This window comes from Geitlerinema sp. PCC 9228, from assembly GCF_001870905.1.
Lineage (GTDB): Bacteria > Cyanobacteriota > Cyanobacteriia > Cyanobacteriales > PCC-9228 > PCC-9228.
Window position 1 is genome coordinate 73,151 of sequence record NZ_LNDC01000103.1, and the last position, 14,937, is coordinate 88,087.

Genomic DNA, 14,937 nt, shown 5'->3' on the forward strand with positions numbered 1-14,937 from the left:
CATATGATAAAGTTCGCTTAACAGAAGGTAAGTTTTTTTGACTTTTGTATTTCTTTGTGCCTAAAATAATAGCTTATGTCCAAAACAGCAGCTAGGGTTACAATTAAGATAAGAGTACAAAACCAAAAGGGTTGCTCGTCCTAGCTAAGGAATTGGCAAGCTGTCGTGGGTGGTTTGCCTGCAGAAGCAGCTTCGCATCTGGTTTTTGAAAACTGAAATTGAGAACTTCACCTTGGGTTGTGCCCTGGGTCAGCCAGTTAACATCCAACGTTCTGCCAAGCAGCACTTTTGGTTTGCACTTCATCTCGCCTGCTCTGTAAAGCTCCCCTTGGGAAAATGCCTAGTTCTACATGGGTAAAAATACAAAAAAATACGACCGTTGCCACCTACAACCATCTCCAAGAACATTTCTATCGTATGGCATCGCAGGTGAAGGCGGAAGTTCTGACGGATGACATGGTTGCCTGGGAAGGAACAGTTGCCTCAGAGCGTTTTCTGTTGTTGGTTTCCCAACCGTTGGCGGCTTTGTTGGTTGCCAGCGACCTGGCTAACCAGCAAAATGGGGCTACGGCTGCCATCCCCTGTCAGGTATCTCTGAGCCTCAACCGCCACGCGATCGCTGATTTTATCACCCAACGCCTGCCATCCACCCTTTCCCACCCCCAAAGTATGCAGAGTTTGTTGCAAACCTTGCATGCTCAGGAATGCAACGACCCCAACTTAGAAAGCGAACTGCTGCTGCAACTGGCTGCAGACCCCCAGGAAATTCCCCACCAAGTTCGCCAACGGGAAGCCATTCTCCAGCAACTTACCAGCCAAATCCAGCAAAATCGCCCCCTACCTGCCATTTTCGATACCGCTACCACCCAACTACGCAGCTACTTGCAGTGCGATCGCGTGCTAATTTACCAACAAGAAAAAGCAGAAATCGCTGGTGAAAGTTATCCTGCCACTGGGAACATTGCAGCGTGGACCAACCTTCCCTCTACCTTGCAACAGCAGTACGTACGGCGTTGGCAGCAGTGTTACCAGTCAAAATCAGTTACTCCCGCAGAAAACAACCACGTTTCGCTTCCTACCAGCCTTTCTAGCAGCGAAGGCAACGGCGGCGGCATTTGCACCTTCAAAAACGGCATCGACCCACAAATTCAGGCGGAATTGGTGGTTCCCATTGCGATCGAACAACAAACCTGGGGCTATCTGGTTGCCCAGCAAAGCCATCCGCCCCAACCCTGGCAGGATACAGACAAAACCTTTTGCCAGCAAATTGCCCAACAACTCGCGATCGCTATTTCCCAAAATACCTTATCCGAGCAACTACAACACACCAAAAACCACCTGGAACAGCGAGCCATCGAACGGACCCAAGAACTCCACGATGCCCTATTGCTCGCCCAATCCGCCAATCTCGCCAAAAGCGAATTTCTCGCCACCATGAGCCACGAGTTGCGAACTCCTCTCACCTGCGTCATGGGTATGTCCGCTACACTGCTGCGTTGGTCTTCGTCTCAACTAACGGAAAGACAACGGGAATATTTGCGTACCATCTACAAAAGCGGCGAACATTTACTAGAACTAATTGAAGATATTCTTGAACTTTCCGAACTGGAATCCGGCAAAGCAGTTTTGGATTTGCGAGAAATTTCCATCTTTGATATTGCCCGCCAGAGCCTTAAAACCGTCAGCGAACAAATTGCCAATGGCGGAGTACGGGTAAATTTGGACTTGAAGCGACAATCCATTCACAACGAAACAATGATTGCCGACCCCTGGCGGCTGACCCGCATTCTGTATAATCTGCTTAGCAATGCCATTAAATTTACCCCCAAACAAGGGGAAGTCACCTTGCGGGTTTGGCAAGAAACCGAAGAAACCATCTTTCAAGTAGAAGATACGGGGATTGGCATTCCCGAACATCAAATTCCCCTGTTGTTCCAAAAATTCCAACAGCTCGATGCTTCCTACAACCGCCAGTATGGAGGCACTGGGTTGGGATTGGCTCTGACCAAGCAGTTGGTGGAAATGCACGGCGGTTCCATTCAGGTAGAATCTACCGTAGGCATCGGTTCTACATTTACCGTCAGACTGCCCCATCGAGCCGGAATTCCCAAAGCCAGCAAAAAGCCAGAGCCGCCCATTGGAGCTAGTTTACCAAGCGATCGCCCCCAGGGGAAAATTATCTTAATCGAAGAACGGGAGGAAGATTCTACCCCCATTTGCGACCTCCTTACGGCGGCTGGCTATCAGGTAGTTTGCATTGTAGATAGCAGCATGGTTATAGAACAAATCCAATTGGTGGTACCGGATGCTTTAATCGTATCGGCGGATTGTTCGCAAATCGAGGTTGAAGATATTATCGAATCCCTCCGCCAGTTGCCGGTGGGAGAAAATCTAAAAATTCTGCTGCTGGCGGAAACAGAAATCCCCAACCCGCGGGAAACCTGCCGTCATTTGGGAGCAGATGATTATTTGTTAAAACCCATCCAACCCTATCAATTGCTGCACAAACTCAACGCTTTGGAATTAGAAAGCACTGCCGCCAGCGAAAGTTCGTGACTATCGCCGCAGGATAATAATGCCTTCCCCGGAGGTGGCGTTGTATGCCACTTCCTTACCTTTTGGATCGACCATATCCAACCGCCGGAACGTTAATTTCTGGGATTGTTCTAAAATAGACTGGGCAAATTGGTTTTGGCGATCGCTTTCTAACTGATACCAATCGCTAGCAACGGTTACCTGCAGCCAATCTTTATCCAAATTTGCACGTACGGATTCTACCAATCCCTGACCGTAGCGTTGGATGGCACGATCCAAATCGTCTTGGATAGCCAGCATCAGACTTTGTTCGGGGGTAAGGGTTTTGGCTTTCGTTTCGGGTTCGGAGGCAGTTGCGGCAGGCGTTTCCGTGACTGTGGTTGCCGCCAATCCCGCCGGCGTCGGCAAAACCATCCCTATCCCCAACGCTACGACCAGCATACCAGCTAGCAACCAACACCCCCATTTGACACCATGGCGATTTTGCGATATCACCTTGATGGTTGGTTGGGAACTCGTTAGCTGGCCAACCAGTACTAGGGGTTGCTGCCACCATTTTTGCGGTAAAAACCCAAACAGTTGATATTTGTGCATAATTTTGCCGACGTTTTCCCCAACAAATGTCCATCTTAGTTTATCTGGGGTCGCTTTTGAAATACAATCGCCGTCGATTTTTAATTTACGCTACCCTCGGCAGTGTTTACTCCCTACTGGCTCGTGCTATTTTTCGCCAAGAACCGGTTTACAGCCAACCCCTCACCCAGGCGGAAAAGCTGCGTTTGAATGCCGATGAAGAACCCTTGCTGCGGTTTGTGGCAGTGGCGGATACGGGAACGGGCGATCGCCATCAGTATGCTGTCGCCGAAGCCATGGAACGCTATTATGAAGAAAATCCCTTTTCTCTGGTTATTCTAGCAGGGGATAATATTTATAGCGACGGCGATATCGATCGCGTTGAAGAAGTTTTTGAACGCCCCTACGCTCCCTTATTGCAAAAAGATGTCAAATTTCACGCTTGTTTGGGCAACCACGACATTCGCACTGACAACGGCACCCCCCAAGTAGCCTATCCCGGCTTTCACATGCAAGGGCGAACCTATACCATTCGCTACGATCCGGTGCAGTTTTTCGCCCTCGATACTACCCGCAACGCCGATTGGGAGAGCCAGTTGGCTTGGTTGGAACGGGAATTGAGTCAAAGCGATGCCCCTTGGAAGATTGTTTTTGGACACCATCCCATTTACTCATCTGGCATGTACGGTACCAATATCCAGCGAGTTAGCTTACTAAAACCTTTGTTTAAAAAGTACGGCGTGCAGCTTTATATGAACGGTCACGAACACAACTACGAACGCACATTACCCATTGACGGGACCACCTATCTAATTTGCGGAGCTGGTGCCAAAAGCCGCCCGGTAGGGCGTTCTCAGTGGACGGTGGCGGCGACTTCCCGGCTGAGTTTTGCAGCTTGCGAGGTATATCCCGATTATATGACGATTCGCGGGATTGATACAGAAAATCGAGTGTTCGATCGCGGGGCGATTCCTCTTTCTCCCCATGCCTAATACCATTTCTTTATACCAAATCTGACATGAAAAAACCACAATTTTTTGGTCGGGGCAACCCCCGCTGTGGGTCCCTTTTGTAGGTTTATGTACATCGGATTTGGTATCAAACATCAATCTAGCCGCATTTTTTGCTAATCATTTATTCACCGCAATATCGGGAATTTCAACAATATTGCTCGTCTCATCTATCCTGACGGCGGCACCAAATCGCCCACACCATCGAGAATCCAGTCGGGTTGGTAGGCAAATCGCGCTAAATCCGATTTCTGGGTAACCCCGCTCAGAACCAATACCGTCTCAATTTCCGACTCGATACCTGCTATAATATCCGTATCCATGCGATCGCCCACAATCGCCGTTTCCTCTCGCCTAGCTTCTAACTTTTTCAACGCATTGCGCATCATCAAAGGATTGGGTTTGCCCACAAAATAAGCCTTTGCCCCCGTTGCCATTTCCAACGGCGCCATCAACGCCCCCGTCGCTGGAATAATGCCCTTTTCGCTGGGTCCAGTAACATCGGGATTGGTGCCAATTAGCTTTGCCCCGTTGTGGATATGCTGGCAGGCGCGTTCCAATTTTTCATAGCTGTAGCTGCGGGTTTCCCCCACCACCACATAATCCGGGTTGGTATCGTTCATGGAAAAACCCACATCGTACAACGCATTGATTAACCCTGCCTCGCCGATAACAAAAACGCTACCGCCCTGACACTGGTCAGCTAGAAACGCCGCCGTTGCCAAAGCACTGGTATAAAAATGCTCTTCCCCCACCGATACACCCAACCGCTTCATTTTCTCATGAAGTTCCCTAGGCGATCGCTCGCTACTATTCGTCAAAAACAAAAACTTTTTATTTGACATTTGCAACCAATTAATAAACTCCGGCACCCCCGGCAGCAACCGATTGCCGTGGTAAATCACCCCATCCATATCGCAGACAAAAGCATTCTTGTTGCGCAGTGCTTCCATAAAACCAGCCCTAACTTGCAGCAAACTACTCCACCGTAACCGACTTCGCCAAATTCCGTGGTTGGTCCACATCCAACCCCCGCAACGCCGCAATGTGATAGGCAAGCAACTGCAAAGGAACCACCGTCACAATCGGCGACAGCAACTCATCAATCGCCGGCACCGACAACAACGTATCGAAAAGTTCCTCTGAATCCGCATTCCCTGCCGGCGTCACCCCAATCAACTGGGAATCCCTAGCTTTCGCCTCCTGGGCATTCGACAAAACCTTTTCATACACCAACCCCGGCATCGCCACTGCCACCACCGGCACTTTAGAATCCAACAGCGCAATCGGTCCGTGTTTCATTTCCCCTGCCGGATACCCTTCCGCATGAATGTAACTAATCTCTTTTAACTTCAAAGCACCTTCCAACGCAATAGGAAAATTAATGCCACGCCCCACAAAAATAAAATCCTGAGTCTCCAAAAACTCATGCGCCAAATCTTGAATCGCCGCATCCTGAGTTTCCAAAATCTTCTCCACTTGTACCGGCAACTGGCGCAACCCATCCAGCAACCTCGCCATTTCCTTCGCCGGAACCTGCTGCCGGCGGTATGCCAAATCCAACGCCAGCGCGTAAAACGCCATCAACTGCGCCGTAAAACTCTTCGTCGCCGCCACACCAATTTCCACACCAGCATGGGCATTGATAATATGGGCACCCAAATTTCCCAAAGAAGACTCCGGGCGATTGGTAATCCCTAAAATCCGGGCAGCATATGGTGGGGATGTATTGGCGCGTCGCTGCTGTTCCCGACTCAACGCCGCTAGCGTATCCGCCGTTTCTCCCGATTGGGTAACGCCAATGGTTAGCGTATTCGGCATCAAAGGCGCTGGCGCGTAGCGAAACTCCGAAGAATGGGCAACGGAAGTGGGAATGCCTGCCAACTGTTCCAATAAATATTTGCCAATCAACCCCGCATGCCAGCTCGTACCGCAGGCTAAAATTTGGATATGTTCCACACCATCCAGCACAGAATCTGACACGCCCAAATCCAGAGGCGCTTGATGGCTGTCGGGTTGCCAATTATGGGCAAAATAGGCATCCAAACAAGTGCGAATGACCCCCGGTTGTTCGTAAATTTCCTTCAGCATGAAATGGCGGAATCCCTGTTTTTCCACCGTTGTGGGGGTCATTTCCAACATGCGGGGAAATCGTTTTAACCTTTCCCCTTCAAAGTTATACAGTTCCACACCCAACGGCGTTAATCGCGCTATTTCGCCGTCGTTTAAATTTAAAACGGCTCTGGTGTGGGAAACAATGGCTGGGGTATCGGAAGCACAGAAAAATTCTCCCTGCCCAAAACCAATTGCCAAGGGGGCTTGCTGTCTGGCTACCACTAGTTCGTCGCTGGAATCGGTATAAACTACCGCAATGGCAAATGCCCCTTCCAAATCTTGCACTGCCAGGCGGGTAGCTTCCAGCAAATCGGTATTGGGTTGTTGGAGATAATCGGCAATGAGGTTGGGAATGACTTCGGTATCGGTTTGCGAACTAAATTCGTATCCTTTTTCTTTTAGCTTCTCCCGCAGCTGGCGATGGTTTTCAATGATGCCATTTTGTACCACCGCTACCCGCGACGACATATCGCTGTGGGGATGGGCATTGTGTTCTTCTGGTTTGCCGTGGGTTGCCCAGCGGGTATGACCAATGCCGGTTTTCGCGGGATTTTCCCAGCCATCCAGTTTTTCCCGTAGCTGGTAAATTTTGCCTTTTACCCGCACGCAATCTAGTTTGCCTTCCCAACTGGTGGCGATGCCAGCGGAGTCGTAGCCGCGATATTCCAGTCTTTCCAAACCTGATAGCAGAATTTCGGTTGCGTTTTGGGTGCCGATATATCCAACAATGCCACACATGAGGTTCGCTCCTGAAAAGAAATTTAATTTATTGAATTATCTATAAAGTTGGCTGCTAATTTTTCCTGAATTTACAAGGAAATGGTTTTTCCCGATTTTTGCCGGTGCAAGATTTCCCTAGCAATAGTGGTTGCCCCTTGGGTTTGGGCATGGGTGCGATACAGCTTTGCCATTTTTTCCCTTCGTTGGGGGGACTCTACCAGAGATGCGATCGCGCCTACAATATCTTCCGGGCGTTGCAGGAAAATGGCCATGTCTTTATCTTGCAACCATTGGGCGGTTGCTGCTTCCTGGGGCATGGGCGATGTAACGGTATCGGCGATTAAAGGGAGTTCGCAAGCCATGGCTTCAAATGTGGTCAATCCCCCTAATTTCGATACCATGGCATCAGATAGCTGCATGAGTTGGTGAATGCTGGGCATAAATTCCATCACGAAGATGTTGGGGTTAACATCATGCTGGGCTAATTTTTTGCGGGCTTGGTTTGCTAACTGGCGGTTTTTCCCGGCTAAAAATACCACTTGAATGTCTGAGTTGGCTGCCTGCTGCAGGAGGGTATCGAAAATTTTGGGTACATTGCCGCCGCCAATCCAACCCGCGTTGACCAACAGGGTAAATTTATCGGGGTGCAAGCCATATTCAGAACGTAGTTTGGTTTTGGTTTCCAGGTCAACGGGTTGGAAATCCGGATGAATTGGCATCCCACTGACCGAAATTTTATCGCTATCGATGCTATAATCCACCAACTGCTGTTTGGCGGCTTCGCTGGCGACGAAATATTGTTGTACTTGTTGGCAAGCCCACCCGCGCCAAAATCCATAACCGGGGTCAGTAACTACGGTAACCAAGCGAATGCGATCGCTCATTTGATATTCTTGCAACAGATAGGCAAAAAAATGTTGCAGCATGGGATGCACGGAGATAATGATATCTGGTTGATGGGTGGATAAAAGGTTCCCACCATACGCGCGCAATCGTCGAAACCACCCCACGGATTCGTTGGGTCGCAGGGTGTCGATTAACCGAAAGTAATATTGCACCCAATCTTGCCGGTGTCGCAGCAACCAGTTATACAAATTCGCCAACTGACGGGTAAAAAACGAAGCTTCTTCCAATACCCGGATAATTTGAATTTGAATGGGATGGCTGGTATAACTTTGACGAGCGATCGCAGTTTGCAAAGCTCGCGCGGCGCTACGATGACCGCCACCTGTGTCGGAGGATGCGATTAAAATATTGGTTGGAGTCGCCATCTATTAGCAATTCGAGTTGGGTTGCAGTCAAGGGGGCGTACCGAGTGTACCGAGCGTGGGAGCGTGGGAGCATGGGAGTGTGGGAGCATGGGGGAAATATAGCATTTTTCTCGACGGATTTGTAGGGGGAAGGTTCGCCCCCTCCCCCGCTATAACTATCTTATTGAATTTTGTTGGATAGCATTTTGGCGCGAACTAGGGTTTTCAGGGAAACGAGAATGGCAGGATAGTTGCGTTGGCTTTCTAGGGTGCAACCGTAGCATTCGGGGGATTTGCCAACTTTAGACCGTAGCTTTTGGGCGGTTTCGGAATGCCAAATCGCTTGGAAATCGTAATTTTGCGATCGCAAGTTGCCAAAGGCTTTGTTATCTTTCGGATTGTGGGCAAATTCTTCGCAACCGCTGACTTCCCCTTCGCTACCAATATACGCACCAAATGTACCGGCGCGACAGCAGAAAGCGTCTTTTTCTCCTAACAAAGTGCGGCGATTTTGTTCTTGACTGATTAAATCCACCGCCGATTTCATGGCACCGTCGTTATGGCTGTGGGTATGGTACAGAAATTTTAGCTTGCCCGATAGGACATCTTCCCGCACGCGATTGGTAATTTCTAAATATTTTTGTTCGAAAGGTTCTAACTGATTTTGCTGCCGTCGCTCTTCAAAAGAAGCTAGTTCGTGTTCGGTCATTTGCACGCTTTTGCGCATTAAATTTAAATTCCATTTATCGGGTTGCAGCACATCGCGTACCGTTTCGTACCATTCATCCATGATATCGGCATTATCCGGCGAGCAAACCGTACACAATTGTACATCTAATTGATCGTACCCGAAGCGATCGCGCATGGTTTGCAACCCAAACAAACTATCAATGGTATTTTGATAGGCATCCCAACCGGGTTTGCGGGTATAGCGGAGGCTGTTATTGGTTTCTCGAATCCCTTCAATGCTCAAACTCCAGGTTAAATGCAAATCCGGGCAACGCTGCATGATGCGGTGGGTAATTTGAAACAATACCTCTGGCTTCCAGGCATTGGAAATAATGTAAACCGATTTTACGGAAGTTAAGCGATAGGCAGCTTCGATAATTTCCGCTAAGTTGCGATGGAGAGTGGTTTCGCCGCCGGAATAAACAATGACATTGAGATTGTCGCCCAGGGTAGCGTAAGTTTTCTCAATTTCTTCTAAAGATAGTTCGTTGGTTTTGGCATTTAGCGTGTCGGCAAAAGAACAAAAATGACAGCTATAGTTGCAGCGAGTGGTGACAATGTGGGTTAGCATGACAGGGTCGGGAATTTGACCGGTGATTTGGCTTTGAAAAGCATTCCACAACACCCGAGCAATGCTACGATCTTGGTTTGTAGCGATCGCATCAAACTCTTCTCTTTCCCACACAGAGGGATATTGGTCTAAATCGACCCCCAAACGTTCCATGCGATCGGATTCGGTTTTGGTAATTTCCCCAAGCATAATCGCTCCTCGTGCGTTTTCTGATAGCCAGCAGCGTCGCTGCTGTTGTGGTGTTTGTTATTCTATCGTTTTCAGCCATTGCCAACTACGTTTGCCGCAACACCGCACAAAAAAAAGAGGGAGATAACCTCCCCCTTTAGCATAAAATTGCAAAAATGTCAAGCAATTAACAATCTGGCTGTGCAACTAGAAAACTGGCCATTGGGAAAAATCCCACGAACTAAACTAGTAGGCTAGACCCATACTGCGGGTAGTTTCCGCGCCGAGATAAACCCGGATGCTGAGGAAGTCAGTAGGACAAGCCGTTTCGCAACGTTTGCAGCCCACGCAATCTTCCGTTCTGGGGGAAGAAGCAATTTGACCGGCTTTGCAGCCATCCCAGGGCACCATTTCCAGAACGTCTAGGGGGCAAGCGCGAACGCACTGGGTGCAGCCAATACAGTTGTCGTAAATTTTTACGCTATGAGACATGGAATAATTACTCCCAATGTATTCTCAACACCAATTTGGTTTAAAACAGATGCCACCAGGGAAAACTCCTGCATTAGCAAAAGCACTTCCCATCGTGGCAAACTTTTTAACGACAGTTTACCGTATTGTTTACAAAGCTCTTAATTTTGCCAACCATAACTTAAAGTATTGTAATAAAGAAAGATGGTAGATTTTCGGTGGGAAGGCATCGGGGCGTCGGAGTGTCGGGGCATCGGGGCGTCGGAGCATCGGAGCATCGGAGAAAACAACCAATTATATCTCCCAAGCTCCCAAGCTCCCACGCTCCCAAGCTCCCACGCTCCCACGCTCGGTACGCTCCCACCTCCCCACACTTCCGATTGTCTTTCCCACTGCCAATCGTTGATAATTGTAAGATACTCCCTTGTCCGCCCATTCTATAATTTGCGACTTATGAGCGATACCTTATTAGATTTAAGCCATCTCAACGATAGCCAACGCCGCGCTGTGGAGCATTTTTGCGGTCCCATGTTGGTGGTAGCCGGCGCGGGTTCGGGGAAAACCCGTGCTTTGACCTATCGCGTTGCCAATTTAATTCACACCCACCGCGTCAACCCCGAAAACATCATGGCGGTAACCTTTACCAATAAAGCCGCCAGGGAAATGAAAACTCGGATTGAGCGATTGTTTTCAGAAATTACCGCACAAACCAAATATGGAACCTCCTTAGATTCCATGCGCGAAGACCAACAAACCCAATTGCGATCGCATGTTTGGAAAACTTACATCAAACCCATTTGGGTAGGCACCTTCCACAGTTTGTGCGCCCGCATTCTCCGCTACGATATTAACAAATACCAAGACGAAAAAGGTCGCCAGTGGACCCGCAATTTTTCCATTTTTGACGAAAACGACATTCAAAGTCTCTTCAAACAAATTGTCACCGAACAACTCAACCTCGACGACCGCAAATTCAATCCCAAAAAAACGCGCTACGCCATTGGCAGTGCCAAAAATAAAGGTTGGACCCCCCGCGATTTAGAACGCAACGAACCCAATTATCGCGGTCGCGTTTTGGCAGAAATTTACGAAACCTATCAAGACCAACTCTCTGCCAACAATGCTTTAGATTTTGATGACCTCATCCGCATTCCCACCGAAATTTTCCAACAAAACGAACAAATTCTGGACTACTGGCATCGCCAATTTCACCACATTCTCGTAGACGAATACCAAGATACCAACCGCACCCAATACGATTTAATTCGGTTGTTGGTTACCAACGGCGAATCCCCGCAGTCTTATAACAATTGGCAGCATCGTTCCATTTTTGTCGTGGGAGACGTAGACCAATCCATCTACAGTTTCCGCATGGCAGACTTTACCATTTTGATGAATTTTCAGGATGATTTTGGCGACGGGTTGCCCGATGAAGACACCCGCACCATGATTAAACTCGAAGAAAATTATCGTTCCCGGGAAACCATTCTCCATGCTGCCAACCAGCTAATTCAAAATAACAGCCAGCGCATTGATAAAGTGCTAAGACCCACGCGCGGTTCTGGGGATTTGCTGCACCTGCAACGTGCGGATAACGAAATTGAAGAAGCGGAATTTATTACCAGTCAAATTCTCGCTTTGGTTCGCAAGGAAGAAGATAAATTTGATTTTGGTAGCTTTGCGATTTTGTACCGTACCAATGCCCAATCGCGGGTTTTGGAAGAAGCCATGGTGCGCTGGAATATTCCCTACAATATTATTGGTGGGTTTAAATTTTACGATCGCAAGGAAATTAAAGATATTCTGTCCTATTTGCGCGTCTTAGTCAATCCATTTGATAGCGTTAGTTTGCTACGGATTATCAATACCCCCAAACGCGGCATTGGCAAAACCACTGTTGATAAGTTAAAACATGCTGCCCAACAGTTGAGTGCGCCTTTATGGGAAGTGGTTAGCGATGAAGATTCGGTAAAAACGTTGGTAGGAAAAAGTGCCAAACGCATCATTGAATTTAGCCAGTTAATTGGTCGCTGGCAGCAGAAAATGGAAAAGCTCAAACCATCGGATTTGGTGCGTTTGGTGATGGAAGAATCGGGCTACGAAGAGGATTTGAAAAATCAAAGTACCGACGAAGCCAAAAACCGTTTGGAAAATTTGGGCGAGTTAATTAATGCGGTGTTGCAATATGAAGAGGAAAATGTAGAAGCAACGCTAGATGGATTTTTGTCAACGGCAGCGCTAAATGCGGATACGGATAATTTGGAAGAAGAAGCCACCAAAGTTGCTTTAATGACTCTCCATTCGGCGAAGGGATTGGAATTTCCGGTGGTATTTTTATCGGGGGTGGAAGAGGGATTGTTGCCCCATTTCCGCAGTTTGGAAGACCCTATGGCGTTGGAGGAAGAACGGCGATTGGCTTATGTGGGGATTACCCGCGCCCAGGAACGGTTGTTTTTGACCTATACCCAAGAACGGCGAACTTGGGGAAATACGCGCCAACCGGCGATGCCTTCTAAGTTTTTGGGAGAATTGCCCCAAGAGTTGTTAAGCGGTACGAAGGTTCGCAAGCAGAAGTCGGCGAAATCTTCTAGTGATGCGCCTAGTTCTCAAGAAAAATTGCGCCATGTTGGTTCTAAAAAATCTACGCCAAAATATCAAGAAAATGTGGCAAATATTGAAGATTTGCAAGTGGGCGATCGCGTTTTGCACCGCAGTTTTGGGGTGGGGGAAATTACCCATATTTTTCGACAACAAGACAAGCCTTCCGTAGCGGTTAAATTTGGCAACAGCCAAAAAATTCTCAATCCCAAAACGGCGAAATTGCAGAAATTATAAATGGGGGAACCAGCTCACTGTTTTCTGGGTTGGCGCAACCGTGGTTCGACGATGTGCGGATCGACACCGTAACGCGATGCTGCTTGAAACATGGTCAATTCCAGCAAGGTGGCATCTCCCAATTTTAAAATCTCGGGATTGGGTTTGACTGGCGATCGCTGGTCGGCTTTGAGAATTTCTGTCGCTACGGCTTTAGCAAGTTTGGGGGGAACGGAATTGCCAATTTGCCGAAATCCATGCCATTTGGTGGTATGAAAGCGAAACCAATCGGGGTAGGAGTGCAATCTAGCAGCTTCCCTGACGGTGATGCAGCGGGGTTGGTAGGGATGGATGGGGCGGGGGGAAGTGAAAGCCCCCCGATTGCTGGGGGTTCCCGCTCTTAGGGTGTTGCATACTCCGTGGGGATGGAGTTTAAAAAAGCGGCTGACAGGTTCGGTTTTCCCTCCAGGTGTGGCGGCAAATCGCTGCTGGCTTTTGGCGGCATGTCGGGTTCGCAAGCTTGAGGTGAGCAAACACCGATTGTGCGATCGCGCGGCGGCGTAGTTATCTGCTGGTAGCAGCAATTCTCGCAGCGATTCTCCGTAAAGACTGGGTTTGCCAAATGTGGCTTCTACCCAATCCCGTTGGTATAGTTCGGGAAATTGTTCGACTTCCGGTAAGTCTTGCAAGGCTTCCCAAACGGTAGGGCAGGGGGGCAAGTCGCTGTCTGTTTCGTGGGGAAGTTTGGTTATTGGTTCTGGATATTCTGGCAGGGGGATATCGGTGCGACTGCCCAGCAAAAACAACCGTTCTCGATTTTGCGGTATGGCGTAATGGGCGGCATTTAAAATTTGATGGTGGGGATGTACTTGGTAGCCGCGATCGCGAAATTGTTCTATTATTTCTTGCAAGAAAGAACGGTATTTTTTGGTTGCCATACCGGGAACGTTTTCCATGACCCAAAATTTGGGTTGCAGTTCCACCACCAAACGCAGGAAATGGGCAACCAGGGAATTGCGGGAATCGTCAAGGGCGCGTTTGCCCATTAGCGAAAATCCCTGACAGGGTGGACCACCAAAGACTACGTCAATTTCTCGATCTGCGATCGCACTTTGGCTGCGAATATCCGCCGCCGAGGTATGTGCCAAATGGCGGCATAAAATTTGGGTTTGGGGAAAATTATATTCGTGGGTGGCGCAGTGAATGGGGTCAAGTTCCACTGCTACCAACACGTCAAACCCCGCTTGCTCGAAACCCAGTGTCATGCCGCCAGCGCCAGCAAATAAATCGATGGCAATTGGTCTTGCAAAGTCCATAGTCGCCGCCAGTTTCCCCAAAAATTGGTCTTCCCGATTGTAGGCGTTTTTGGAACCAAGTCTGCGAACGGTTCGAGCTTGCCCGTTCCTTCAAGGTACAATGGAAATTCGGATCCATAGTAGGAACTTTTATGGTAGCGAAAAGGAACTGGTTCGTACGACACATTTGGTCTGGTATGCTTTTGTTCGCCCTAGGCATTGCCTGGTTGGGGGCAGATGCAGCGTTGGCAGCCCAATCTGGCGATCCGGAAGTAGGGGCAAAAATTTTTCAGGGCAATTGCGTTGCCTGTCACGTGGGCGGTGGCAATGTGGTCATGGCAGACAAAACCCTGAGAAAAAGTGCTTTAAAGCGATATGGGATGTATTCCCTTGATGCCATTCAAACCCAAGTAGAATACGGCAAAAATGCCATGCCCTCTTTTGGTGGACGTTTGAACGAAGACGAAATTCGCGATGTAGCTACTTACGTTTTTCAAAAAGCCCAAAAAGGCTGGTAAAAGGAACTATTGGCAGCCAGCGATCGCTTTTCCGGGAGCAGCTGGGGAAGCGATCGCTGCTCTATATTTGGCAAAATCTGCTTTATTTGTCACTGACCCCGCGCTAAAGCGACGGGGCTTGGGAACAGCCAGGTTCCCGTAGTAGTGGCTAGACCAAGAGCCGATAGT

Annotated in this window: 12 protein-coding genes; 5 read left to right on the top strand and 7 right to left on the bottom strand. The window is 48.7% G+C overall.

Annotated elements, in window-relative coordinates; translation table 11 throughout:
* Positions 1 to 336 precede the first annotated feature (336 nt).
* The gene (locus tag AS151_RS10785) at positions 337 to 2,556 is read left to right on the top strand and encodes an ATP-binding protein (protein WP_071517058.1); all 2,220 of its coding nucleotides are present in this window, start codon (positions 337 to 339) and stop codon (positions 2,554 to 2,556) included.
* On the opposite strand, the gene AS151_RS10790 is transcribed toward AS151_RS10785, so the two are convergent.
* Entirely contained in the window at positions 2,557 to 3,129 is a 573-nt protein-coding gene (locus tag AS151_RS10790) for a hypothetical protein (RefSeq protein ID WP_071517059.1), read from the bottom strand.
* Between the two features lie 26 nt (positions 3,130 to 3,155).
* Here AS151_RS10790 and AS151_RS10795 point away from each other — a divergent pair, with 26 nt between their 5' ends.
* Complete coding sequence (locus tag AS151_RS10795) at positions 3,156 to 4,100, top strand: metallophosphoesterase (RefSeq protein ID WP_071517060.1); 945 nt, start codon at positions 3,156 to 3,158, stop codon at positions 4,098 to 4,100.
* Positions 4,101 to 4,288: 188 nt separating this feature from the next.
* On the opposite strand, the gene AS151_RS10800 is transcribed toward AS151_RS10795, so the two are convergent.
* The 4 genes from AS151_RS10800 to AS151_RS10815 form a co-directional block, all read right to left on the bottom strand.
* Positions 4,289 to 5,071, bottom strand: coding sequence for an HAD-IIA family hydrolase (locus tag AS151_RS10800; protein WP_071517061.1), 783 nt, complete (start codon positions 5,069 to 5,071; stop codon positions 4,289 to 4,291).
* Positions 5,072 to 5,096: 25 nt separating this feature from the next.
* The gene (gene glmS / locus AS151_RS10805; protein ID WP_071517062.1) at positions 5,097 to 6,971 is read right to left on the bottom strand and encodes a glutamine--fructose-6-phosphate transaminase (isomerizing); all 1,875 of its coding nucleotides are present in this window, start codon (positions 6,969 to 6,971) and stop codon (positions 5,097 to 5,099) included.
* 71 nt (positions 6,972 to 7,042) lie between these two features.
* On the bottom strand, positions 7,043 to 8,224 hold the full coding sequence (locus AS151_RS10810; RefSeq protein WP_071517063.1) for a glycosyltransferase: 1,182 nt from the start codon (positions 8,222 to 8,224) through the stop codon (positions 7,043 to 7,045).
* A gap of 160 nt (positions 8,225 to 8,384) precedes the next feature.
* Positions 8,385 to 9,692, bottom strand: a complete 1,308-nt coding sequence (locus AS151_RS10815) for a radical SAM protein (RefSeq protein WP_071517064.1) — start codon at positions 9,690 to 9,692, stop codon at positions 8,385 to 8,387.
* An 11-nt stretch (positions 9,693 to 9,703) separates the two neighbouring features.
* Here AS151_RS10815 and AS151_RS23090 point away from each other — a divergent pair, with 11 nt between their 5' ends.
* Entirely contained in the window at positions 9,704 to 9,832 is a 129-nt protein-coding gene (locus AS151_RS23090) for a hypothetical protein (RefSeq protein WP_275527986.1), read from the top strand.
* A gap of 85 nt (positions 9,833 to 9,917) precedes the next feature.
* Here AS151_RS23090 and psaC read toward each other — a convergent pair whose 3' ends face one another.
* Entirely contained in the window at positions 9,918 to 10,163 is a 246-nt protein-coding gene (psaC, locus tag AS151_RS10820) for a photosystem I iron-sulfur center protein PsaC (RefSeq protein ID WP_071517065.1), read from the bottom strand.
* A gap of 432 nt (positions 10,164 to 10,595) precedes the next feature.
* Here psaC and pcrA point away from each other — a divergent pair, with 432 nt between their 5' ends.
* Positions 10,596 to 12,977, top strand: a complete 2,382-nt coding sequence (gene pcrA / locus AS151_RS10825; RefSeq protein WP_071517066.1) for a DNA helicase PcrA — start codon at positions 10,596 to 10,598, stop codon at positions 12,975 to 12,977.
* 14 nt (positions 12,978 to 12,991) lie between these two features.
* Here the strand turns inward: pcrA and AS151_RS10830 are convergent, their stop codons facing one another.
* Positions 12,992 to 14,272, bottom strand: coding sequence for a DNA cytosine methyltransferase (locus AS151_RS10830; RefSeq protein ID WP_071517067.1), 1,281 nt, complete (start codon positions 14,270 to 14,272; stop codon positions 12,992 to 12,994).
* 176 nt (positions 14,273 to 14,448) lie between these two features.
* Here AS151_RS10830 and AS151_RS10835 point away from each other — a divergent pair, with 176 nt between their 5' ends.
* Entirely contained in the window at positions 14,449 to 14,769 is a 321-nt protein-coding gene (locus AS151_RS10835; protein ID WP_084639518.1) for a c-type cytochrome, read from the top strand.
* The last annotated feature ends 168 nt before the right edge of the window (positions 14,770 to 14,937 follow it).